The organism is Gordonia sp. UBA7599 (assembly GCA_002477755.1).
Classification (GTDB): domain Bacteria; phylum Actinomycetota; class Actinomycetes; order Mycobacteriales; family Mycobacteriaceae; genus Gordonia.
Map to the genome: position 1 here is coordinate 44,761 of DLKD01000142.1, position 23,134 is coordinate 67,894.

Below are 23,134 nucleotides of genomic sequence, written 5' to 3' on the forward strand. Positions count from 1 at the left end.
CCGGTCGGCGGAGCGGGCCTTTGGTCGCTGTGCATGCCCAGGCGCTTGCTCAAAACAGTAACACGTTCTAGTTTCTTACCATGGCCTACACGATTGCCGACCTTTTCGAGCACGCCGTCGACCTCATGCCCGAGCGCATCGCCCTGGAATCCGGGGATCGCACGCGCTCCTATGCCGAGCTCGAGGAGCGCGCCAACCGACTCGCCAACGCCCTCGTCGAAATGGGTGTTCGCCCCGGCGATGCGGTGGGTTTGTACAGCCGCAACACCATCGAGGCGGTCGAGGCGATGCTCGCCGTCTTCAAGGCGCGCGCCGTCCTGGTCAACGTCAACTACCGCTACGTCGAAGCCGAGCTCGAGCACATCTTCACCGACTCGGGAATGAAGGTCCTCATCCACGAGGACCGCTACACCGACCGTGTCTGCAACACGTTGCAGGATTGCGACACTGCGATCGCCCAGCGCATCGTCGTCGCCGACGAGGATTCGACCGGCGCGCCCGCGCCGTGCACAGGGGACCGCTCGGGTGCGGTGGGCGTGCATGCCTACGAGGAACTGCTCGCCGGCGCTGCTGACGGTCGTGACTTCGGCGTCCGCACCGACGACGACCTCTACATGCTCTACACCGGCGGTACCACCGGCAAGCCCAAGGGCGTCGTCTGGCGGCAGGAGGACGTCTGGCGTGTTCTCGGCGGCGGCATCGATTGGTACTCAGGTGAGCCGATCTCCGACGAGTGGCAGATGGCCAAGACCGGCGCCGAGGGCGGTCAACTCGTGCGCTTCCCGATCCCGCCGTTCATCCACGGTGGATCGCAGTGGGCGATCTTCCAATCACTGTTCGCCGGCGGCAAGGCCGTCGTCTATCCCGAGTTCGACGGCGAGGAGACCTGGAAGATCATCGACCGCCACGGCGTCAACGTCGTCTTCATCACCGGCGACGCCATGGGGCGCCCGATGATCGAGGCCTACGAGGCCGGTGATTTCACGTGCTCGACGCTGGTGTCCATCGCCTCGTCGGCAGCGCTGTTCTCCCCGACGATCAAGGACCGCTACGTGACGGCGTTCCCCAACACCGTCGTCATCGACGCCATCGGGTCGTCGGAAACCGGATTCGGCGGCATGAGCGTCGTCGTCAAGGGGCAGAGCCACGTCGGCGCGCCGCAGGTCAAGGCCGACCCGGAGACCCACGTCCTGCGGGAGGACGGCACCCCGGTGGAGGCGGGCAGCGGTGAGGTCGGCGTGCTCGCACGCTCGGGCCACGTCCCGCTGCGCTACCACAACGACCCGGAGAAGTCGGCCCGGACTTTCGTCGAATACGACGGTGTGCGCTACTCGCTGCCCGGCGATTTCGCGACGCTGGAGGAAGACGGCACGATCACGATGCTCGGTCGCGGATCGGTGTCGATCAACAGTGGCGGTGAGAAGGTCTTCCCCGAAGAGGTCGAGGCCGCGCTCAAGGCACATCCCGATGTCTTCGATGTGTCCGTCGTCGGCGTCCCCGACGAGCGGTTCGGCCAGCGGGTCGCCGCCGTCGTCGCCACGACGACCCCGGGCGCGCGCCCTCCGTTGGCGTCGCTGGGCGAGGTCGCCCGCACCGAGCTTGCCGGCTACAAGGTGCCGCGCAGCGTGTGGTTCGTCGACGAGATCAAGCGCTCACCCGCCGGCAAGCCCGACTACCGCTGGGCCGCCTCTGTCGCCGAGTCCCGACCGGCTGACGAAGCCCTGTAAACGCAGCGCCGTAACCCCGACCATCAGCCCGACAACGTCAGGACAGATATGAAAACCCAGCTCAGCGAGCGTTTCGGCATCGAATACCCGATCTTCGGCTTCACCCCGAGCGAGGACGTCGCCGCCGCGATCAGCCGCGCCGGCGGGCTCGGCGTCCTCGGGTGCGTGCGCTTCAACGAGGCCGACGAGCTCGACGCCGTGCTGGAGCGGATGCACGAACTCACCGAGGGGAGGCCCTTCGGCGTCGACGTCGTCATGCCCGCCAAGATCCCGACCGAGGGCTCCAAGGTCGACCTCGACGCGATGATCCCGCCGGAGCACCGGGCGTTCGTCGAGCGCACCCTCGCCGACCTGGGCGTCCCGCCGCTGCCCGACGGCAGCCGCGTCAACTCCGGTGTCCTGGGCTGGCTGCACTCGGTGGCGCGTAGCCACGTCGACATCGCGATGGAGCACGCCCGCAAGTACGGCCAGATCAAGCTCATCGCCAACGCGCTGGGCTCCCCGCCCGATGACGTCATCTCGCAGGCGCACAGCAACGGCGTCGCCGTCGCCGCGCTGGCCGGTGCCGTCGAGCACGCCCGTAACCACGTTGCGGCCGGCGTCGACATCGTCATCGCGCAGGGGTACGAGGGTGGCGGGCACACCGGCGAGGTCACCTCGATGGTCCTGTGGCCCGAGATCGTCGACGCGATGGGCGACACCGCACCCGTGCTGGCCGCGGGTGGTGTCGGCAGCGGGCGCCAGATCGCCGCGGCGATCGCGCTGGGCGCTCAGGGCGTGTGGATGGGCACCTACTGGCTCACCGCCGCCGAATACAAGCTCGGTGCCACAGGCGACGGGCCGTCGACGGTCCAGGAGGCGCTCCTGAAGGCGACGTCGCGCGACACCGTGCGCCGCCGTATCTACTCCGGCAAGCCGGCGCGCCTGCTGAAGACCAAGTGGACCGACGCCTGGGACGCCGCGAATGCGCCCGAGCCGCTGCCGATGCCGCTACAGAACCTGCTCGTAGCGGATGCGCATGCGCGCATCTCGGCGTCGGACGATCCGGGTGTCATCGCGATGCCCGCCGGCCAGATCGTCGGGCGGATGAACGCGATCACCCCCGTCGCCGACCTCATCGCCGACCTGGTTGGCGAGTACGGCGAGGCGGTCGCGCGGATGAACGCCACGATGTAGACGGGCTATGGCCCGATCCGCCTGGTGATGTGGTCGAATTGATGGCAACACGCACTGGCGCGGCCTCCTCGTCGCGCACGGCGGAAGGGGAGTCAAATGGCATGGGGCACAGCCGATATCGGTGACCAGACCGGTCGGACGGTCGTCATCACGGGCGCCAACGGCGGCTTGGGCGAGGTGGTCACGCGGGTGCTCGCCGAGCGCGGCGCCACTGTCGTCATGGCCTGTCGCGACACCGCCAAGGCGGAGTTGATCGCTGAGGGCATCTCCGGTGATGTCCGGGTCAAGCCGCTGGACCTGGCGAACCTCGCCTCGGTGCGCGACTTCGCCGCCCGCACCGGCGAGCTCGACGTGTTGATCAACAACGCCGGCCTGATGAACACGCCGATGAAGCGCACGGCCGACGGTTTCGAGATGCAGTTCGGGGTGAACCATCTCGGCCACTTCGCGCTGACCGGGCTGCTGTTGGACAAGATCTCCGACCGCGTCGTGTCCGTCGCAAGCCTGGCGCACAAGCACACCCCGAAGTTGTGGATCGACGATCTGAACTATGAGCACCGTCGGTACCAGCGCAACCTCGCCTACTCGCAATCGAAGCTGTCGAACCTGATGTTCGCCCGGGAGTTGCAGCGCCGCCTCGACGAGGTGTCCTCTCCGCTGCGGTCCTACTGTGTGCACCCGGGGGTCTCGGGCACCGACCTCTTCACACGCACCGAGACTCCGATGGACTTCTTTGGCAAGGGCTTCGCCGCGGTGTGGGGCCACAAGCCCGCCAAGGCCGCGGAGTCGATCCTGTTCGGCGCCACCGAGCCCGACGCCGACCCGCACGTCTACTGGGGGCCGACGGGGGGGATCAGTCAGTCGCGCGGACCGGTGCGGCCGTCCCCGTCGACGAAGCTGTCGAAGGACCAGGACCTGTGGCGCGCGCTCTGGGAGGAGTCCGAAGCCATGACGGGCGTGACGTACCGCTTGCCGCGCCCGGTCGACGAGGCTGCGCAATAAGACCATGGGCAGCCCGCTGAACGTCGCGACCGCCGGACACATCCAGATCTGGACTATCAACCGGCCCGACGTCGGCAATGCGATCACCGGTCTCGACATCATCGAGGCGTTGGAAGAGGCGGTCTACGCCGCCAACGCCGACACCGAGGTCCGCGCGGTGATCCTCACCGGGGCGGGTCGCATCTTCTCCGCCGGTGGCAACGTCAAGGACATGGCCGACCGCCAGGGGATGTTCGGCGTCGACGAGCGGGCCCAGCGGCGCGCCTACGTCGCCGGGATCCAGCGCATCCCGCGCGCGATGCAGCGCCTGGAGGTCCCGATCATCGCCGCGGTCAACGGTGCCGCCATCGGCGCCGGGCTCGACCTGGCGATGATGTGCGACCTGCGCGTCGCATCGGACCGTGCGAAGTTCGCGGAGAGTTTCGTCTCGATCGGCCTGATCCCCGGCGACGGCGGGACGTGGTTCTTGCCGCGCGCGATCGGCTGGGAGCGCGCCGCGGAGATGACGTTCACCGGAGAACCGATCGACGCCGCGACGGCGCTGGAGTGGGGTCTGGTCAGCCGCGTCGTGCCGCACGACACCCTGATGGCCGAGGCCGAACGACTGGCAGAGCGGATCGCCAAGAACCCGGGCGAGGCGCTGCGCATGGCCAAGAGGTTGTTGCAGGAGTCGCAGGCGGGGTCACTGGAATCGGTGTTGGGCATGGCCGCCGCGATGCAGCCACTTGCCCATCGCGATCCCGAGCATGCCGACCGCATCGCCAAGTGGCGGACTGAGCCGCGGTAACCGCTACCGGATCCAACAGAAGCTACGGTTGCACCGGTAGCTTCTGTCGGGACGTGTAGCGGTTGTCGACGCGCGACCAGTCGGGTGGGGACTGTTCTTCACGCAGGGACGAGCGCACCGTTTTGAAGGTCGCCGTTTGCGGCAGTGACTCGACGAGGCGGATGTGGCTGGGCCACTGCTTGGGGCCCAAATCCGATTGTGCGGCAAGGAAATCGGTCAGATCGTCGGGGGTCAAACCGGGGGCGACGAGGGCCGCCCACAGCTCGTCGCCGATCTCGACCGGCACACCGTAGACCGCGGCCTGCGCGATCGCCGGGTGCCGCAGCAGGATCGCCTCGATCGGTGCGGTGCCGAGGTTCTCGCCGTCGACACGGGCCCAATCACCCAGACGCCCGGCGAAGCGGATGTACCCGTCGTCGCCGACCCAGCCGAGGTCGCCGGTCCGGTATACACCGCCGCGCAAGCGTTCCGCCGTCGCCTCGTCGTCTCCGTAATACCCGTCGAACAGACCGGGCCCGGAGGTGTTCACGATCTCGCCGACCTCGCCGGGAGGCAATGGTTCCAGGGTCTCGGGGTCGACGACGGCGACGGGTGCGACGAGGGGACCGAGGGCATCTGCGGGGGTATCGGGGGTACGGGAGATGGCCACCCCGCTCTCCGTCGAACCGAAGCCGTCGATCACTGTGCACCCGAAGCGCTGGGCGAAGGCGGCGCGGTCGGCGGCACTCGCTTCGTTGCCGTACATGATTCGCAGGGAGCAGTCGGCGTCCTCGTCGGCCGGCGGTACCGCGAGGACGTAGTGCAGCGGCTTACCGACATAGTTGGCGTAGGTCACCCGGTACCGGTGCAGGTCTGCGATGAACCCGCGAGCGGAGAACGACGGCCGCAACGCGACTGACGCCCTGGCTGCGAGGGCGACGGCCCACCCGGCGATCGTCGCGTTGGAATGGAACAGCGGCATCGACAGGTAGACGACGTCGGTGGGGCCCATTCCGAAGCGCTGCGCGAGCATGACCCCGGGCGCCGCGAACTTGCGGTGACTGCATCGCACCGCTTTGGGACTGCCCGTGGTACCGGAGGTGAAGATCAGCATCACCAAGTCGTCGGGGTCGCGCCGCGGCACGACCACCTCGTCGGGGATTGGTTGTGCCGCAACGAGTTCCGTCCACCGCGCGCCATTGATATCGAGGATGGGTGCCGGCAGATCGAGGCCGTCGAAAAGGTCGGCTGTCGAATCGTCGACGAGGATCAGTTGACAGTCCGCCGTTGCCACGTCGCGTGCGAGGGCCTCTCCGCGTCGCGTCGTGTTCAACCCGACGACGACGAATCCCTCAAGCACGGCCGCGGCCAATAGTGCGCAGTACTCGATCGAGTTGGGCAGTGCGACGCCGACGTGGAGCGGGCGCGCTGGGTCGAGGAGACCGCGGATCGCGGCACCCCGGGCTGATGCGTCGCGCAGGTGGTCTCTCCAGCTGACAGTCGTGTCACCGCACGCCAAGCCCCGGTCGGTGACTGAGGTCAGCGGCGCCAGGAGGTCCGACAGGGAACGCGCGTCGTTGACGGTGGGCTCGGTCGACTGGAATCTGGGCTCGGTCGGCGATGTTTTGGGCTCGGTCGGCGACTTTTCGGGCTCGGTCGGCGTGGAAATGGGCTCGGTCGGCGACTGTTTGGGCTCGGTCGGGGTCAAGCGGGCTCCGCGGCTATGCGGTCGCCCAGACGCGCGAGCACCGCAGGCTCACCGGCCAAGGCGTACTCGTTCTGCTTGGCGCGCAGGAAGTAGCGGTGGACGGGATGGCTGGTATCCAGGCCGACTCCGCCATGTACGTGAATCGCGGTGTGCGCGACGCGGTGCCCGGCCTGGCCCGCCCAAAACTTCGCGGTGTCGATCGCCTGCGCGGCGTCAAGCCCCTCCGACAGCAACCAGGCGGCCTGCGTCGTCGTCAGCGTCAGGCCCTGCGCGTCGATGTAACCGTCGGCGAGCCGTTGTGCGACGGCCTGGAAGGAGCCGATCTTGCGGTCGAACTGCTCGCGCTCGGCGGTGTATTCCGCGGTGCGCCGCAGCGCCTCGTCGACGATGCCGCACTGCTCGGCGCACGCCGCGAGATTGAGCCGGTCCACCAGTGCCGCAACGGCTTCGGCGCCGTCGGCGACGATGTCGCCCGCGGGGACGGGCACCCCGTTGAAATCGACCTGGGCGGTGGGCAGCAGGCCGGTCGACGGTGCCGGGGTGACCTGGACACCCGGCGCCGAGGTCTCGACCAACACGGCAACCGGGCCGTTCACTCCGTCGGCGGTGACCAGTAGGGCCGCAGCGTCGACGGCGAAGCCCACGTTCACCTTGGTCCCGGTCAGCGTGCCGTCGGCGAGCCTCGTCGCGGCGGGCGCGAACGGGTCGTAGACGGTGTCTTCGTCGACGGCGGCGGCGATGACGGCCTCACCGGCACCGACGCGGGCCAACCACTCATCGCGGGAATCCCCGGACCACCCGGCCAGGATGGGCAGCACGGCGATCGACGTCGATGCATACGGCACGACGCCCAGCGTCCGGCCGACCTCGGTGGCGACCGCGACGGTGTCGACGGTGCTGCGCCCGCCGCCCACGCCGGCGAGATCCTCGGCGAGTTCGAGGGCGATCAGACCGGCGGCGCCGAGTTCGTGCCAGAGCGTCGCGTCGAGCGGGGCGCCCTGGGCTTCCAGTTCGGCGACGCGTTCGGGGGTGGAGATTTTGGCGGCGATGTCGCGGGCCAGGGTGACCAGTTCGCCGGTCGTCTCGTCGGAGGTGAAGTCCATGACAGTTCCTATCGCCGGTAGGGCTGGCCGAGGGCGAGCATCGCGATCATGTCGCGCTGGATCTCATTGGTGCCGCCGCCGAAGGTGAGGATCAGCGACGTGCGCTGGAACCGCTCGAGGCGGCCCAGTAAGTGGGCGCCGGTGGAGCCCTGGCGCAGTGTGGCGGCGGGTCCGACGACCTGCATGAGCAGGCGGTACGCCTCGGTGGCGAACTCGGTGCCATAGACCTTCGTCGCCGATGCATCGGCCGGGCTCGGAGCCTGCCCGGAACCGGCCTGCGAGGCGATCTTCCAATTGATGAGTTTCAGGAATTCGACGCCGGCGTGGACGCGGGCGAGGTTGGACCGCACCCACGGGGTGTCGATGACGCGCTCGCCGGTCGGGGTCTTGGTCTGCTGGGCCCAGATGGTGGTCTCGCGCAGGGCGGTCTGGATCGGCGCAGCGCTGCACAGGGCCACACGCTCGTTGTTGAGCTGGTTGGTGACCAGCGGCCAACCCCCGCCCAATTCGCCGACGAGTGCCGTCTTCGGTACGCGCACATCCTGGTAGTAGGTGGCCGACGTGTCGACCCCGGCCATGGTGTGCACCGGCGTGTAGGAGAAGCCCTCCGCCGTCGTCGGCACCAGCAGCATCGAGATGCCCTTGTGCTTGCGGGCATCGGGATCGGTGCGGACCGCCAGCCAAACCCAGTCGGCGTAGGGGATGAGGCTGGTCCACATTTTCTGGCCGTTGATGACGAACTCGTCGCCGTCGAGCACCGCGGTGGTGCGCAGCGACGCGAGGTCGGTGCCCGCGCCGGGCTCGGAGTAGCCGATGGAGAAGTGCAGCTCACCTGCGGCGATCTTGGGCAGGAAGAAGGCCTTCTGCTCGTCGGTGCCGTACCGCATGATCGTCGGGGCGACGGAGTTGATGGTCAGAAACGGCACGGGCGCACCGGCGATGGCGGCCTCGTCGGTGAAGATCAGCTGGTCCATCATTGATCGATTGGCCCCACCGAACTCCTCGGGCCAGCCCAGGGCGAGCCAGCCGTCAGCCCCCATCTGGCGCACGACGTCGCGATATGCGTCGCCCTCGCCGATCTCACCGTCGGAGGAAGTCAGCGCCGCCCGACGCTGCGGTGTCATGAGTTTCTCGAAGTAGCCGCGCAGTTCCCGGCGCAGTTCCTCCTGTGCTTCGGAGTAGGCGATACGCATCGGATCCAGCCTTCGATTCGGGGGTGGGGCTCGCGTGTTTCTGTAACACGTTCTAACCTGAATCCGAGGGGTACGTCAACCGAGGCGCCCCCTTCTCCTAAGGAGGTGTGCGATGCACATCAGTTGTGACTTCGACCTGTGTGAGTCGAACGCGATCTGTGTCGGGATGGCACCGGACGTGTTCGAGCTCGACGATGACGATTACTTGGTTATCCTGCAGGAAGACCTTCCGACCGGTCGGGCCGAGGAACTGCGGCAGGTCGTCGCGAGTTGCCCCAAGTCGGCACTGACCCTGCACGAATAGACAGCTTGGCTTTTTCCGGGGCGCCAGCCCGCGCCCCGATGACGGACCTGTATCGTGCCTGAAACAGGTTCTAGTTTTGTGAGAATCGTGGCGTGGAAACACGTCTGAATGGAGGACGAGCGTGGGCGAATCGTTGAGCGGACGGGTAGCCGTCGTGACCGGTGCGGGGGCCGGACTGGGGCGGGCCGAGGCCATCGGCTTGGCGCGTGAAGGGGCGACGGTGATCGTCAACGACCTCGCGTCGGCCCTGTCGGAAAGCGATGTGCTCGACGAGATCGCGGCGGCCGGTTCGCGCGGCGTCGCGGTAGCGGGCGATATCTCCTCGTCGGAGACGGCGAGCGAGATCATGCGCACCGCCACCGAGGATCTCGGTGGGCTGAACATCGTCGTCAACAACGCCGGCGTCGTGCGCGACACGATGCTGTTCAACATGACCGACGACGATTGGGACCTCGTGCAACGGGTCCACCTGCGCGGTCACTTCCTGCTCAACCGCAACGCTGCTGCGTACTGGCGCGCGACGGCCAAAGAGAGTGGCGGCACGACCTACGGCCGGCTGATCAACACCTCGTCGGAGGCAGGTCTACTCGGCCCGCCCGGCCAGGCGAACTACGCCGCGGCGAAGGCGGGGATCACCGCGCTGACGCTGTCGGCGTCGCGGGCGTTGGGCCGCTACGGCGTGACGGCCAACGCGATCTGTCCGCGGGCGCGCACCGCGATGACCGCCGACGTCTTCGGCGACGCCCCGACCGACGGCGTCGACCCGCTCAGCCCCGAGCACGTCGTCAAGTTGGTGGCCTACCTCGCCAGTCCAGAGGCGGCCGCTGTGACCGGTCAGCTGTTCGTCGTATACGGTCCCAAGGTCACTTTGATGGCTGCGCCGCAAATTGCGCAGGTGTTCGCCGCCGAAGGTGACGATTGGTCGCCTGATGAACTCGGCAAGGCTGTGACCAGCTACTTCGACGGGCGGGACCCCAAGGAGAGCTTCTCGGCGGGCGTGTTGGCCATCTGACCAACAGTGAAATATCGCGCGTGATAAGTTCTCCGGAACAATGGGGGAAGGGGTGACTGTGCTCACAAAGCTGGCGACGCCGTTCGCTGCCTTTGGCGACTTCTTCTCGCTGTGCACCGAGGTTTCGCGCGAACTGTTCCGGCGTCCGTTCCAGTGGCGGGAGACCGTCGAGTGCTCGTGGGCGATCGCGCGCGTGTCTATGGTGCCAACCCTTCTCGTCGCGATTCCGTTCACCGTCCTGGTGAGTTTCACGCTCAACATCCTGCTGCGGGAGATCGGTGCGCAAGATCTCTCGGGTGCGGGTGCGGCCCTGGGCACGATCACGCAGATCGGCCCGATCGTCACGGTGCTGATCGTCGCCGGCGCCGGTGCCACCGCGATCTGCGCGGACCTGGGCGCCCGCACCATCCGCGAAGAGATCGACGCGATGAAGGTGCTCGGCATCAACCCGGTCCACCGCCTGGTCGTCCCGCGCGTCATCGCCTCGACGGGTGTCGCACTGCTGCTGAACAGCCTGGTCTGCACCATCGGTATCGGCGGCGGCTTCGTGTTCTCGGTGTACCTGCAGGACGTGAACCCCGGGGCGTTCCTCGCCAACCTGACGCTACTGACCGGATTGGGCGAGCTGATCATCTCGATGGTCAAGGCAATGCTCTTCGGACTCTTCGCCGGACTGGTCGCCTGCTACCAGGGACTCAATGTCTCCGGTGGCGCGAAGGGCGTGGGCGACGCGGTCAACGAGACGGTCGTGTACTCGTTCATGGCGCTGTTCGTCGTCAACGTGGTGGTGACGGCGGTCGGCCTGACGGCGACGGGGAGCTGACATGGTCCTTGCCGAGACTACGAGATTCCGCCGCACCCGCGAGGCCGTCCTGCGCGGTCGCGAAGGCTGGTCGCGCGCTGGCGACCAGGCGCTCTTCTACTGGGACAGCGTCATCGCGATCCCACGCGCGCTGCAGCACTACAAGAAGGAGACGCTGCGCCTGATCGCGGAGATCTCGATGGGCACCGGTGCTCTTGCGATGATCGGCGGCACCGTCGTGGTCGTCGGGTTCCTGACGCTCTTCACCGGTGGCACCATCGCCGTGCAGGGCTACAGCTCGCTGTCCAACATCGGCGTCGAAGCGCTGACCGGCTTCTTCTCGGCCTTCATCAACGTGCGCATCGCGGTGCCGGTCATCGCGGGCATCGCCCTGGCGGCGACCATCGGCGCCGGCGCGACGGCACAACTGGGTGCCATGCGTGTCAGCGAGGAGATCGACGCCCTCGAGGTCATGGCGATCCACTCCATCCCGTACCTGGTGTCGACGCGGATCGTCGCTGGACTCGTCGCGATCATCCCGCTCTACGCACTGGCCTCCTTGGCGTCGTTTTTGGCCAGCCGCTTTGCGACGGTCTTCCTCTACGGGCAGTCGCCCGGTGTGTACGACCACTACTTCAACACGTTCCTCATCCCGTCGGACGTCCTCTGGTCGTTCGTGCAGGCGATCTGCATGGCGGTCGCGGTGATGATGATCCACACCTACTACGGCTACAACGCGTCGGGCGGGCCCGTCGGCGTCGGCGTCGCCGTCGGCAACGCGGTCCGCTCCTCGCTCGTCGTCGTCGTCCTGATCACCCTGCTCACCTCGCTCGCCATCTACGGCGCCGACGGCAAGTTCAACCTGGCGGGGTAGGGGAATCATGCGACGGGTAGAGCGAAGCGAGACTGTGCGCCGTAGTGCGGCGGTGATCCTTGTGGTGGCCACGCTGCTGGTGGTTGCCGGGGCGATCGGGCAGTTCCGCGGCTGGTTCAAGTCGACGGTCCCGGTGACGGTCGTGGCTCCGCGCGCGGGCCTGGTGATGAATCCGGACGCCAAGGTGAAGCTGCGCGGCGTCGAGGTCGGGCGCGTGAAGTCGATCAGCGAGGAGGACGGGCACGCCGTCCTCAAGCTCGCCGTCAACAGCGGCCAACTCGACGACATCCCCGGCAACGTGAAGGCCGACATCAAGTCCAACACGATCTTCGGTGCGAAAGCCGTGTTCCTGACTGTGCCGGAGAGTGGGCCTTCGGGCACGTTGAAGGCCGGTACCACCATCGGCGCCGACCACGTGACCGTAGAGCTGAACACGGTTTACCAGAGACTCGTCGACGTCCTCGCGATGCTGCAGCCCGACAAGCTCAACGCTGCGGTCGGGGCCATCTCCACCGCCCTCGACGGCAACGGCGAGGCTATCGGCCGTGGCATCGACAGCCTCTCCAAGCTGATGGGCAAGACCAACCCGCACCTGGGCGAGCTGACCGAGCTGATCACGCAGACCGCGGCGACGATGAACCTGTACGCCGGTGCGATGCCGAACCTGATGCGCACGGTCGACAACGCCGTGTTCCTGGGCAACACGCTGGTGGCCAACAGCAGCAACCTCGACGCCCTGCTGGTCAATGCGACCGGGATGGCCAACACCGCTAACGGGGTCGTCGAACCCAAGAAGGCCCAGATCATCGCAATGCTCAACGACTCGAACCCGACGATGTCGCTGATCGAGTACCAGTCGCCCGGCATCGCCTGCTTCATCCGCACCGTCGCGATCGGCGGCAAGATGGCCTCACCGGTCTTCGGTACCAATGACGGCCTCCTCAAACTGAATGCAGGCCTGCTCCCGGGTAAGGATCCCTACACCTACCCCGAGGATCTGCCATGGGTCCGCGCCGACGGTCCACCGACTTGCCAGAACGGCTTGTCCAACCCGCGGACCACGACCAAGGCGAAGTTCTACGTGAGTGACAACGGGCCCAACCCGTATCAGCCGCGCACCGAACCGAAGTTCAATGCCACGAAGGTTTTCCGGCTGTTGTTTGGAGCGCCGCCCAATGGATAGCCGCGCAAGGAAGTTCCGGGCAACGTGCATCAAGCTGGGCGCGTTCGCCACTGCGATGATTCTGGTGTTCATCGGCCTGGTGGCTGTGTTCAGCAAGTTCCAGGGCACTCGTACCAATAGCTATGCGGCGGAGTTCACCAGCGCGTCGTCGCTCAAGTCCGGTGCGAAGGTGAAGATCGCCGGCGTCGACGTGGGCTCGGTGAAGTCCGTCGGGCTCACCGACGACAATCTCGCCGAACTGAAGTTCACCGTCGACCGCAAGTTCCCGTTGCCCAAGTCCGTCCAGGCGTTCATCCGCTACGAGAACCTCACCGGCGACCGGTACGTGGAGCTGCGCCGCGGCACCGGCGACCCGGGTGCGTTCCTGAGCCCCGGGGCGACGTTGCCGACGTCGCAGACCGAGCCGGCGCTGGACCTCGACAAACTGCTGGGCGGGTTCAAGCCGCTGTTCCGCACGCTGGACGGTGCCCAGGTCAACGAACTGTCGAACAGCCTGATCCAGGTCTTCCAGGGCGATGAGATGGGTCCGGCGATCAACCACCTGCTGCGTACCACCGCGGAGCTGACCGAGTCGCTGGCCGATCGGGACACGCTGATCAGTGCGATCATCGACAATCTGAACTCGGTCTTGGGGACGCTCGACGCCGATCGCACCGGGGTGATCGACAGCGTCGACCGGTTGGAGACGCTGATGTCCGGACTGGCCGGGCAGCGCGGAATCATCGGCAACGCACTCACGTCCACCGCGTGGGTGACGACGCGTCTTGCGACGCTGCTCGGCGAGACTCGGCCGGGAATCAAGAACACCGTCACCAACCTCGGCCGCACCGCGGAGGAGATCATGCGCGGAGAGGTGTACGTGCGCGGACTGCTCACGCGCCTGCCGCTGCGGTTCAAGCAGCTGTCGAATCTGGGCAGCTACGGTGCTTGGCTGCAGATCTGGATCTGCCGACAGCGCCTGATCTTCGGCGCGCCCGGCACTCCGCAGATGATCCTGCCCTCCATCGACGTGCTCGGTGACAGCCAGAAAGCCGGCGGGAGGTGTCAGTACAAGTGAGTGAGACTCAGCGAGCCGGGTCCAACGAGGCTGACGTCGCACGCGACGCCGGACGTGGAAAGCGCTCCCGTGCCGCAACCGGCATCATCGGCTTCGTCGTCACCGCGCTGGTCGTGTTGACCGCGCTGCAGATGAACAGCCTGCCCTTCCTGATGCCGATCAGCACCTACCGTGCCTACTTCGACGATGCGGGCGGCCTGGTCCCCGGCGACGTCGTCTCGGTGGCTGGCGTCAACGTCGGATCGGTTGAGCAGATCCGCCTCGCCGACACCCCCGACGGTAAGAAGGCGATGGTCCGGTTCCGCCTCGACGACTCGGTCAACCTCGGCGTCGACACCCAGGCGGCCATCAAGACCGAGACGGTCCTGGGTCGGCGAAACTTGACCCTTATCCCGCATGGTCCCGGCCGGATCATCCCGGGCGGGCAGATCGCTAACGAGAACACCGTCGCTCCGTACTCGTTGAGCGATGCACTGGAGAATGCGACCAGCACGCTCGACGAGTCCGACACCACCCAGTTGCGCAAGGCCCTGGACACGCTGTCCGATACCTTCGCAGCGACGCCGGCGTCGGTTCGCGGCGCTGTGGACGGCGTTGCTCGGCTGTCGAAGGCTATCGCCGACCGCGACAACTCGCTGCGTCAACTTCTCGGTCGCGCCAGCCGGGTTAGCGCCATCGTCGGCGACCGTAACCAGCAGGTCAACCGCCTGTTGATCAGTGCCAACGCGTTGCTCGGTGAGCTGCAAGCGCGGTCGGACGCCATCGAGCAGCTCCTCGCGGGCACCCGCGAGGTCACCGCGGAGGTCCGCGGGTTCATTGCCGACAACAATGCCCAGCTCAAGCCGGTCCTGGCAAAATTCGACCGGGTGTCGCAGATCCTGATCGACAAGCGCGACAGCATCGCTGCCGCGGTCGACCAGCTCGGCCCGTACGCCAACCTGCTCGGCGAGGCCGTGTCCTCGGGCCCGTACTTCTCGTCGCTGGTCGGCGTGCCGACCTTCGGTGACTACACCGCCGTCTTTATGAAGGCGTTGCAGCGGAAGTACCCCGAGATCTGGCAGGCCTACGACTACACAAACTCGGTGCCGGTCGCGCCGTGGAAGTGGTACCCGGCGCCGGAGTACAAGAACAAGCCGTTGCCGCCGGCGCCCAAGGTCGAGTACCCGACAGGGCCGGAGGGGTAGGCCATGAGCTACGCGAAGAAGGTGTGGACCGTCGCGGTCGCGATTTTGCTGGCGCTGCTGCTGGTTGTCGTGGGCTACTTCGGATTCCAGAAGGCGACCACCGACACGGTCACGGCGTACTTCAAGTCCACCACCGGGCTGTACGAGGGCGACCCCGTCCGTGTCTTGGGTGTCAACGTCGGCCGGGTGGTGAGCATCGATCCGCTGTCGGACTCGGTGCGCGTGAAGCTGCGGCTCAACAAGTCGGTGGACGTGCCCGCCGACGCGAAGGCCGTCATCGTTGCGCAGTCGCTCGTGTCGGGCCGGTTCATCCAGTTGGCACCGGTGTACACCAAGGGTCCCAAGCTCGTCGGTGGTACGGACATCCCGATGGAGCGCACGGCGATCCCGATGGAGTGGGACGACCTCAAGACCCAACTCAACCGGCTGACCGAAGCGATCGGCCCGGACGGCTCGGGACTCAACAGCCCTGCGACCCGGCTGTTGGGCGTGGCCGATGAGAACCTTCGGGGTAACGGCGAAGCCATCAACAAGGCGATGCACCAGTTGTCGAAGGTGGCGGGCACGCTCTCGTCGGGCCGTGGCGACCTGTTCTCGACTATCCGCAGTCTCCAGGACCTGACCGAGGTGCTGTCGACGAGCCAGGAACAGCTCGTGCAGTTCAACGGCCGGATCGCGACAGTGTCTGGGGTCCTCACCGATACCGCCGCGCTCAACGGTGCCCTTGTCGGCCTGGACTCGGCGATGGGCGACCTCAAGACGTTCCTCGACACCAACGGCGCCGCGCTGACCACTTCCATGGACAAGCTGGCCACGGCGACGACCGTGCTGCGCCAAAAGGATGAGCAACTGCGGGGGCTCCTGCACTCCGGGCCGACGCAGCTCTCGAACTTCTACAACATCTACAACCCGTTGACCGGGTCACTCGGCGGCATCTTCGGCCTGGGCATGGGCGCGAACCTGATCACTCTGCTCTGCGGCACGATGGAGGCGAACAACCGTCCTGGGCAGAGCATGACCGATGTCGACCGCTGCGTCGACGTCCTGGCTCCGGTGCTGAAGTCGTTCTCGATGAACTACCCGCCGTTCATGACCAACCCGGTCACCGGCCAGAATGCGCTGCCCCAGCAGATCGAGTACCAGAACGCCGACGTGAAGCGGCGCGCCCAAAACCGGATCAGGCAGCTCGACGCTCAGACGCGGAAAGCCAACAACATCCCCAACCCGCTGGGCAACATGCTCGTGCCGTTCGGAGCGGAGAACTGATGGGCCGCGTGAGGAACAACATCGGACGTCGTGCAGGCATGGCGCTGGCGGGTGCAACGGTGCTCGTCGGAGGTCTGGCCGGGTGCGGCTTCGGCGGCGCCAACACCCTTCCGGTACCGGGTGCGCCGGGTACCGGGACCGGGTCCTACCGCATCAGCGCTATCGTCCCGAGCGCTGCCGGATTGGTGACGAACGCTCCGATCATGCTCGACGACGCGACGGTCGGCTCGCTGGGCCGCATCACCGTCGACGATTGGAAGGCGCGCATCGAGATGCGCCTGAACAAGGGGACGCAGATCCCCGTCGGCTCGCACGTGATGGTCGGGATGACCAGCGTCTTGGGATCGTCGCACCTGCAGATCGTGCAGCCGGACAAGCCGACCGGTGAAATGATGTCGGCCGGTCAGACCATTCCGCTCGCCAAGTGCCCCGAGCAGCCGAACATCGCACCGACCGCGACCGGCAACCAAGCGATTCCCGACGTGAGTATCGCCCAGCAGATCACCGTGTGTACCTTCCCGACGACCGAGCAGGTGCTCAGCTCGTTGTCGGTGGTGCTCAACGGCGGCGGACTGTCGCAACTGGGTGAGATCGTCACCGAGTTCAACAAGTCGATGGGCGGGCGCCAAGAGGCCTTCCGCTCGCTGGTGCCGAAGATGAACCAGCTCGTCGGCACCCTCAATGGCCAGCGTGACAACATCATTCGCGCCATCGAGGGTCTCGACCGCCTGACCGTCACGATGAATGAGCAGAAGCCCACCATCGAGCGCGCGCTCAACCGCGGCCCGGAAATCCTGCAGCTGCTCGTCGACCAACGGCCGCAGCTCGTCGACGCTCTCGGCGCCATCGGGCGGCTGTCGACGACGGCCGACGACATCCTCAAAGCCAACAGCGACGACATCCGTCAAGCCGTCAAGGCCATGGAACCGGCGCTGAAGCAGTTGCAGTCGACCGGACCGTCGTTGACGCAGTCGCTTGGAATCCTGCTGACGTTCCCGTTCTACGAGGGTGCGATCCCGCACATCGTCAAGGGCGATTACGTGAACTCCGACCTCAACCTGGATCTGACCTTCGCCCGGCTGGGCATCGGCCTCTTCCCGTCGGTGCTCGGTAGCCGCATCCTGGGTCCCGAAGCGCTCGCCGGCAAGCCGGCCGGGGCCGCACGACGCGGTCTGAACCCGTTCCAGTCACCGATGCAGCGTGAGGGGAAGCCGGGCGCCGCGCCGCGCCGCCCGAGTGCGGGTCAGCCCAATCCAGTCTTCCCGAATCTGCTGCCACAGCTGCCACAGCCGGTGAAGCCCAAGCCGCAAGGACGGGGGCCCCGATGAAGATCACCAATTTCGTTCGCACGCAGCTGCTCATCTTCTCGGTGGTCACCGTGGTCGCGATGCTCGCCGTCGGGATCCTGTACGTGCGTATCCCGCAGATGTTCGGCCTCGGGGTCTACAAGGTGAGTCTGGACCTCCCGTCGACCGGGGGGCTCTACCAGAATGCGAACGTCTCCTTCCGTGGCGTCAACGTCGGCAAGGTCAACTCGGTTTCGTTGACGCAGAACGGTGTGCGCGCCAAGCTGACCATCGATTCGTCGGCGAAGATCCCGGAGAACTCGAAGGCGTCGATCCGCTCGGTCTCCGCGGTCGGCGAGCAGTTCGTCGACTTCACCCCGCCCGAACAGCCGTCGTCGACGATGCTGGGCAACAACGCGACGGTGGTCAGCGACGACGTTCCGACGGAGATCTCGGTCATGCTCGACCAGGCCGAGAAACTGCTGATCAATGTCGGCGATTCCAACCTGCGCGAGGTTATGGACGAGGCCTTCAAGGCCTTCAACGGCACCGGTGAGGATCTGCAGCGGCTCCTCGACTCGATGACGCTGCTCAGTGATGACGCGTACAAGAACTCCGACGCCATGATCGCGCTGGTCCGCGAGGCTGGAGAGGTGCTGTCGACGCAGACCAACACCGCCGATTCGGTCCGCGCGTGGACGTCGAACATGACCAAGGTGACCGATCAGCTGCGCGCGAACAACCCGCAGATCACCGGCATCCTCGCCAAGGGGCCGGGGGTCGCCGGACAGGCACGGGATCTGTTCGAGAACATGCGGATGTCAGTGCCGCTGCTGGTGGACAACTTCGGGACGTCGGCCAAGACGATGGCCGTCTACCACGCGAACCTGCGGCAGATCCTGGTGATCTACCCGCGCCTGATGGATGTGTTGGTCACGGCGATCAACACCGGCGATGTCGAGCGCTACGGCGCAAACGCCGACTTCGCGCTCGGATTCCAGGATTCCGGAACCTGCACGGTCGGGTTCCTGCCGGCCAGCCAGTGGCGACCGGGTTCGGCACAGACCGTCCAGGACCTGCCGCCGGGGATGCTGTGCCGCGTCCCGCAGAACCAGAACCTCGCGGTGCGTGGTGCGCGCAACTTCCCCTGTGTGGAATTTCCCGGCCGCCGTGCTTCCACTCCGGCGGAGTGCCGAACGGGATACAAGCCGCTGGCCAAGCAGAACTCGCCGTTCCCCGACGGCTTGCCTTACGGCCTGAAGTGGCGGGGACCCGGCAGCGGGCCGGGCGCGCGGCCTGCGAGCTACACCGCTCCGGGCGGCACCGGTACCGTGGTACCCGCAACGCCGATGCAGTTCCGCAAGGACGAGAAGCAGCCGGCGGTCTACTCGACCAGCTATGACCCCAAGACCGGGGACTACGTCGGGCCGGACGGAAAGATCTACAACGCGGGTCTCGGCAGGGACCCGCAGGGGAAAACCACTACATGGCAACAGATGATCAACCCGACGGTGAAGTGAGCGCGTCGCAGCCGAGTTCGTCCGACGCGCAACCGGATTCACCCGATAGGGGCGAGGTTCCCGCGCGCTCGACGACGCAACCGGTTCGGGTGGCGCCTCTGCGCCGCCGGCCCAAGGCGAAGCCGACGAAGGCAGCTGCAGCGAAACCTGCGGTGGCTGAACCGGATTCGGATGAAGCGGACAAGGACGCCTTCGAGGACGTCGCCGACCCCGGGACGACGGAGACCACGTCAGACGACGAGAAGGCCGAGAAGGCCGAGGAGTCGAAGACCACGCAGAGGTCGGAGACTCGGGACAAGCCGAAGGCCCAGGACAAGCCGAGCAAGGCCGGCTTCGTCACCGTCGATCGTGTCGATTCGCGCACGGCACTGCTCGGCCTCGGTGCCACGGCACTCGCCGTCTTGCTTCTGGCTGCCTCGATCTTCTTCGGCGTCGGCGCGTACCGCGCTCAGCAGCGCGAGGACCTGCGGGCCGAATATGACGCCTTCGCGCAGCAGGTCACTGTGAACCTCACGTCGTTGAACAAGACCAATGTCGACGATATTCGCAAGACGCTCCTCGACAAGACCAGCGGCACCGCCTACGAGAACCTGTCGATGGTGACCCAGCAGATCATCACGCAGATCGAGCAACACGGGATCGAGACGCAGGGCCGGGTGCTTTCCAGCGCCGTCATCGACGCCGAGCCGGACTACGGCAAGGTGCTGATGGTGCTGGGGTGGACGCAGCGCATCGGGAATGAGAGCAACGATGTGGAGTCGCAGGTGTTCCGCTGGCGGGTTGAGATGCGACGGATCAACGGCGCGCTGAAACTGACCAAGTTCGATTGGGTGTACTGAGTGGCTGAGAAATCGAACACGAAGAAGGCGACGCCGGATGCGCGCATCCCGCGCAGTTGGCTGGTGGTGGCCACGGTCCTGGCGGCACTGGTGGTGCTCACCGGTTTCCTGGGGTTCCGCTACTACCGCCTGGCCAGCCTGGAATCAGCACGGAACTCGTCGCTGGCCGCCGCCAAGGATTACGCCCAGACGATGTTCAGCTACGAGCCAGGCGACGTCGACAAGAAGATCGCCCGCGCCCAGGATTTCCTGATCGAGGGTGCGAGCAAGGAGTTCGCCGAGCAGGTCACGCAGCTCAAGATGGCGCAGAACGTCAAGAGCAACCGGATCATCTCCAAGCTCGCCGTCGCCGATGCGGGTGTGGTGACGAATACACGCTCAACGTCGACGGTCCTGTTGTTCCTCAATCAGTCGGTGACCAGCGCCGCTGAGCCAAAGGTCCGCATCGACCCGAGTCGGGTGCAGTTCACGATGGTCCGCAAGGGCGGCGACTGGAAGATCAACTCGATCCAGATCTTCACCGACGACTCGCTGCGCAAGATCGTCGAGCGGGATACGGGCGATCCGACCACCGGTAAGACCGAGGCCCCGCCTGCCCCGGCCCCCGCGCCCCGCTAGCCGCCGAGTGGGCCCTGAAACGTCGCCGAGTGGGCCCTGAAACGTCGCCGAGTGGGCCCTGAAACCTCGCCCACTGGGCAGTTGGGGCCCACTGGGCGTGGCTGGAGGGCCCACTGGGCGTGGCTGGAGGGCCCACTGGGCCCTCCGCCGGGGGCGATGGCTATGTCTGCGAGGAGTAGCCCATCGGCATCAGGATCGCCTTGTGCTCGAGGTAGGACTCGAGGCCCTCACGACCGTTCTCGCGGCCGATGCCCGAGGTCTTGAAGCCGCCGAAGGGCGACGCCGGGTCGATGGCGTACCAGTTGATCCCGTAGGTGCCGGTCCGCACCTGCTTGGCGATCTCGACGCCGCGGTCGATGTCGGTGGTCCACACCGAGCCGGCCAGGCCATAGTCGGATTTGTTGGCGATGGCGATCGCCTCGTCGACGGTGTCATAGGCGATCACGGAGATGACCGGGCCGAAGATCTCCTCGCGGGCGATCGTCATGTCGTTGGTGACGCCGGTGAAGATCGTCGGTGCGACGAAGTATCCGGAATCCAGCCCCTCGGGGCGCCCGCCCTCGAGTACGGCGGTGGCGCCCTCGGCCTTGCCTTTCTCGATGTAGCCCTCGATCTTGGCGCGCTGCTTGTCGGTGATGATCGGGCCCATCTTGGCCTCCGGGTCACTCGGTACGCCCGGCGTGAAGGTCTTGGCGGTCTCGATCATCGCGTCGACGATCTCGTCGTGGCGCGACCGGGGAACCAGGACGCGGGTCTGTGCGACGCATGCCTGCCCGGCGTTCAGCAGGCCGGAGAAGACCAGCATGTGGATGCTCGAAGGGAGGTCGACGTCCTCGAGCACGATGGCCGCCGACTTGCCGCCCATCTCCAGCGAGCAGCGCTTGAGGAGCTCGCCGCAGCGTGACGCGATGTGGCGCCCGGCTGCGGTGGACCCGGTGAAGGTGATTTTGTCGACCTCGGGGTGCTCGACGAGGGCCTGCCCGGCCTCCAGGCCGCCCGTGACGACCGAGATCACGCCTTCGGGAACCCCGGCCTCGGTGAAGATCTCGGCGAGAAGGTTGGCGTCCAGCGGCGTTTCCGGCGCTGGTTTGATGACGATCGAGCAGCCGGCGCCGAGCGAGGGGCCCAGCTTGTTGCAGAGCAGGAACAGCGGCACGTTCCAGGCCGTGATCGCACCGACGACGCCGACGGCTTCGCGTGTCACGATGGTCTCGCCGAACAGCCCGGTGCGCTTCTCCTCCCACTCGTACGCATCGACCGCGTCGGCGTAGGCGTTCAGGACGCCGGTGCCGGCGATCTGCTGCAGAGTGGCGACATCGGTGGGCGAAGCACCCATCTCCGCCGAGACGAGCCCGGTGATGTCGGCCGTGCGCTCGTTGATGAGCTCGGCGGCACGGCGCAGGACGGCAGCCCGCTCGGCCGGCGATTTGGAGCGCCACACTCCGGAGTCGAAGGATTCGCGCGCGGCTTTCACCGCAGCGTCGACGTCGACCGAGTCGGCGTCAGGCGCCGAACCGACCTTCTCCCCGGTGGCGGGTGAGAACACTTCGAGCCGCTTGGTCGAGTGCGGAGCGACCCACTTGCCGCCGATGTAGAGATTGGGCTGGTCGCCGCCGCCGACGAGGCTGGCGGGCGCGGGTGCGGTCTGGGTCATGAGCGTGCTCCAAAGTCGGTGATCTGCTTCACCATCGATACTAGAACACGTTCTATTTTCCTACCAGGGGGATGGGCGGACCCGTCCCGATGGCAACCGTCGGTTGCGCTATTGCGCGGACGGCTTGGCGTCGATCACGACCTCGAACTCCAGCAGGTCCGCGCCCGAGGCGACCGGCTTCTGGCGCTCGCCGGCGTGCGCGGCGCGCGCGTCGCCGTTCGCCCAGTTCTGGAAGTCCTCCTCGGTCTCCCACTGCGTGTACACGAAGTATCGGTTCTCGCCGTTCGTCGGCCGCAGCAGCTGAAATCCGAGGAAACCCGGCGAGCCGTCGACGGTGTGTGCGCGGTTCGCGAACCGCTTCTCCAGCTCGGGGCCGGCACCTTCAGGAACACTGATCGCGTTGATCTTCACTACTGGCATACCTCCACCCTAACGACGGCCGGGCTCGCGCAGAACCGTTCGCGTCGGGACAGCGCCGATTGGCGGCGCACGATCGCAACGGCGGCGCATGTCTCGCGGGATAGGGTCGCAACCGTGACCTCCGACGACGCGCTGACCGACCACGGCGGCGACGGCCCACCCATCCTGCTCCTGCACGGGCTGATGGGCCGCGGACGGACGTGGGCCCGCCAGATCGGCTGGCTGCGCCGATACGGTCGGGTGTTCACCGTCGACGCGGCGTGGCACACCGGACCGATCATCAAGCCGTGGACGGTCGCACCCGACGCGATCGCGACGGAGCGCTTCGTCGATGACATTGTCGACGTGTTGGCGCGAATCGCCGAGGCAACCATCGACGACGAGAAGGCCGTCCTCATCGGCCACTCGATGGGCGGGTTGCACGCCTGGTGCACCGCCGC

At 66.6% G+C, this 23,134-nt stretch carries 22 protein-coding genes and 1 pseudogene; 17 read left to right on the top strand and 6 right to left on the bottom strand.

From position 1 onward, the window contains the following. Positions 1–80 precede the first annotated feature (80 nt). The 4 genes from B4L26_RS16835 to B4L26_RS16850 all read left to right on the top strand — a co-directional run bounded on the left by B4L26_RS16835 (position 81) and on the right by B4L26_RS16850 (position 4,692). Positions 81–1,727 carry an acyl-CoA synthetase gene (locus B4L26_RS16835; RefSeq protein WP_290720674.1) on the top strand — a complete coding sequence of 549 codons (1,647 nt, stop codon included), beginning with the start codon at positions 81–83 and terminating at the stop codon, positions 1,725–1,727. Positions 1,728–1,775: 48 nt separating this feature from the next. Continuing rightward, on the top strand, positions 1,776–2,903 hold the full coding sequence (locus B4L26_RS16840) for an NAD(P)H-dependent flavin oxidoreductase (protein WP_290720677.1): 1,128 nt from the start codon (positions 1,776–1,778) through the stop codon (positions 2,901–2,903). A 96-nt stretch (positions 2,904–2,999) separates the two neighbouring features. Then, positions 3,000–3,905 carry an oxidoreductase gene (locus tag B4L26_RS16845; RefSeq protein WP_290720680.1) on the top strand — a complete coding sequence of 302 codons (906 nt, stop codon included), beginning with the start codon at positions 3,000–3,002 and terminating at the stop codon, positions 3,903–3,905. A 4-nt stretch (positions 3,906–3,909) separates the two neighbouring features. Next, positions 3,910–4,692, top strand: coding sequence for a crotonase/enoyl-CoA hydratase family protein (locus B4L26_RS16850; protein ID WP_290720683.1), 783 nt, complete (start codon positions 3,910–3,912; stop codon positions 4,690–4,692). 22 nt (positions 4,693–4,714) lie between these two features. Here the strand turns inward: B4L26_RS16850 and B4L26_RS16855 are convergent, their stop codons facing one another. The 4 genes and pseudogenes from B4L26_RS16855 to B4L26_RS16865 form a co-directional block, all read right to left on the bottom strand. Then, positions 4,715–6,235: an AMP-binding protein gene (locus B4L26_RS16855; protein WP_290720719.1), complete on the bottom strand. Its 1,521-nt coding sequence runs from the start codon at positions 6,233–6,235 to the stop codon at positions 4,715–4,717. Beyond that, positions 6,177–6,311 (bottom strand): annotated as a pseudogene (locus B4L26_RS19120) (hypothetical protein); the annotation flags it as partial. The gene B4L26_RS16855 and the pseudogene B4L26_RS19120, both read right to left, overlap by 59 nt. A gap of 64 nt (positions 6,312–6,375) precedes the next feature. After that, positions 6,376–7,482: an acyl-CoA dehydrogenase family protein gene (locus B4L26_RS16860; RefSeq protein WP_290720685.1), complete on the bottom strand. Its 1,107-nt coding sequence runs from the start codon at positions 7,480–7,482 to the stop codon at positions 6,376–6,378. Positions 7,483–7,490: 8 nt separating this feature from the next. After that, a complete protein-coding gene (locus B4L26_RS16865) occupies positions 7,491–8,675 on the bottom strand; it encodes an acyl-CoA dehydrogenase family protein (protein WP_290720687.1) in 1,185 nt (394 codons plus the stop codon). A 112-nt stretch (positions 8,676–8,787) separates the two neighbouring features. On the opposite strand from B4L26_RS16865, the gene B4L26_RS16870 reads away from it, so the two are divergent. From B4L26_RS16870 to B4L26_RS16925, 12 genes are all read left to right on the top strand, one after another. Continuing rightward, the gene (locus B4L26_RS16870; protein WP_290720689.1) at positions 8,788–8,979 is read left to right on the top strand and encodes a ferredoxin; all 192 of its coding nucleotides are present in this window, start codon (positions 8,788–8,790) and stop codon (positions 8,977–8,979) included. A gap of 121 nt (positions 8,980–9,100) precedes the next feature. Beyond that, positions 9,101–9,991 (top strand): 3-oxoacyl-ACP reductase, encoded by an 891-nt coding sequence (locus B4L26_RS16875; RefSeq protein ID WP_290720691.1) that lies wholly within the window; start codon positions 9,101–9,103, stop codon positions 9,989–9,991. Positions 9,992–10,049: 58 nt separating this feature from the next. Continuing rightward, positions 10,050–10,814: an MlaE family ABC transporter permease gene (locus B4L26_RS16880; RefSeq protein WP_290720722.1), complete on the top strand. Its 765-nt coding sequence runs from the start codon at positions 10,050–10,052 to the stop codon at positions 10,812–10,814. 1 nt (position 10,815) lies between these two features. Continuing rightward, complete coding sequence (locus B4L26_RS16885; RefSeq protein ID WP_290720693.1) at positions 10,816–11,667, top strand: ABC transporter permease; 852 nt, start codon at positions 10,816–10,818, stop codon at positions 11,665–11,667. Positions 11,668–11,671: 4 nt separating this feature from the next. Beyond that, positions 11,672–12,850, top strand: a complete 1,179-nt coding sequence (locus B4L26_RS16890) for an MCE family protein (protein WP_290720724.1) — start codon at positions 11,672–11,674, stop codon at positions 12,848–12,850. Further along, the gene (locus B4L26_RS16895; RefSeq protein ID WP_290720696.1) at positions 12,843–13,907 is read left to right on the top strand and encodes an MCE family protein; all 1,065 of its coding nucleotides are present in this window, start codon (positions 12,843–12,845) and stop codon (positions 13,905–13,907) included. The genes B4L26_RS16890 and B4L26_RS16895 overlap by 8 nt, the downstream gene beginning before the upstream one ends. Next, entirely contained in the window at positions 13,904–15,091 is a 1,188-nt protein-coding gene (locus B4L26_RS16900) for an MCE family protein (RefSeq protein WP_290720697.1), read from the top strand. The genes B4L26_RS16895 and B4L26_RS16900 overlap by 4 nt, the downstream gene beginning before the upstream one ends. Positions 15,092–15,094: 3 nt before the next feature. Then, a complete protein-coding gene (locus tag B4L26_RS16905) occupies positions 15,095–16,357 on the top strand; it encodes an MCE family protein (RefSeq protein WP_290720700.1) in 1,263 nt (420 codons plus the stop codon). Continuing rightward, positions 16,357–17,685 carry an MCE family protein gene (locus tag B4L26_RS16910; protein ID WP_290720701.1) on the top strand — a complete coding sequence of 443 codons (1,329 nt, stop codon included), beginning with the start codon at positions 16,357–16,359 and terminating at the stop codon, positions 17,683–17,685. Before B4L26_RS16905 ends, B4L26_RS16910 begins: the two co-directional genes overlap by 1 nt. Beyond that, positions 17,682–19,163: an MCE family protein gene (locus tag B4L26_RS16915; protein ID WP_290720704.1), complete on the top strand. Its 1,482-nt coding sequence runs from the start codon at positions 17,682–17,684 to the stop codon at positions 19,161–19,163. The genes B4L26_RS16910 and B4L26_RS16915 overlap by 4 nt, the downstream gene beginning before the upstream one ends. Positions 19,164–19,315: 152 nt before the next feature. Next, positions 19,316–20,002, top strand: coding sequence for a hypothetical protein (locus B4L26_RS16920; protein ID WP_290720705.1), 687 nt, complete (start codon positions 19,316–19,318; stop codon positions 20,000–20,002). Further along, the gene (locus B4L26_RS16925) at positions 20,003–20,620 is read left to right on the top strand and encodes a hypothetical protein (protein ID WP_290720707.1); all 618 of its coding nucleotides are present in this window, start codon (positions 20,003–20,005) and stop codon (positions 20,618–20,620) included. Positions 20,621–20,780: 160 nt separating this feature from the next. Here the strand turns inward: B4L26_RS16925 and B4L26_RS16930 are convergent, their stop codons facing one another. Further along, positions 20,781–22,274, bottom strand: coding sequence for an aldehyde dehydrogenase (locus tag B4L26_RS16930; protein ID WP_290720709.1), 1,494 nt, complete (start codon positions 22,272–22,274; stop codon positions 20,781–20,783). Positions 22,275–22,382: 108 nt separating this feature from the next. Further along, positions 22,383–22,694 carry an antibiotic biosynthesis monooxygenase family protein gene (locus B4L26_RS16935; protein WP_290720711.1) on the bottom strand — a complete coding sequence of 104 codons (312 nt, stop codon included), beginning with the start codon at positions 22,692–22,694 and terminating at the stop codon, positions 22,383–22,385. 114 nt (positions 22,695–22,808) lie between these two features. Between B4L26_RS16935 and B4L26_RS16940 the strand changes: the two genes are divergently transcribed. Next, a partial coding sequence (locus B4L26_RS16940; protein ID WP_290720713.1) for an alpha/beta fold hydrolase occupies positions 22,809–23,134 on the top strand: 326 nt, incomplete at its 3' end.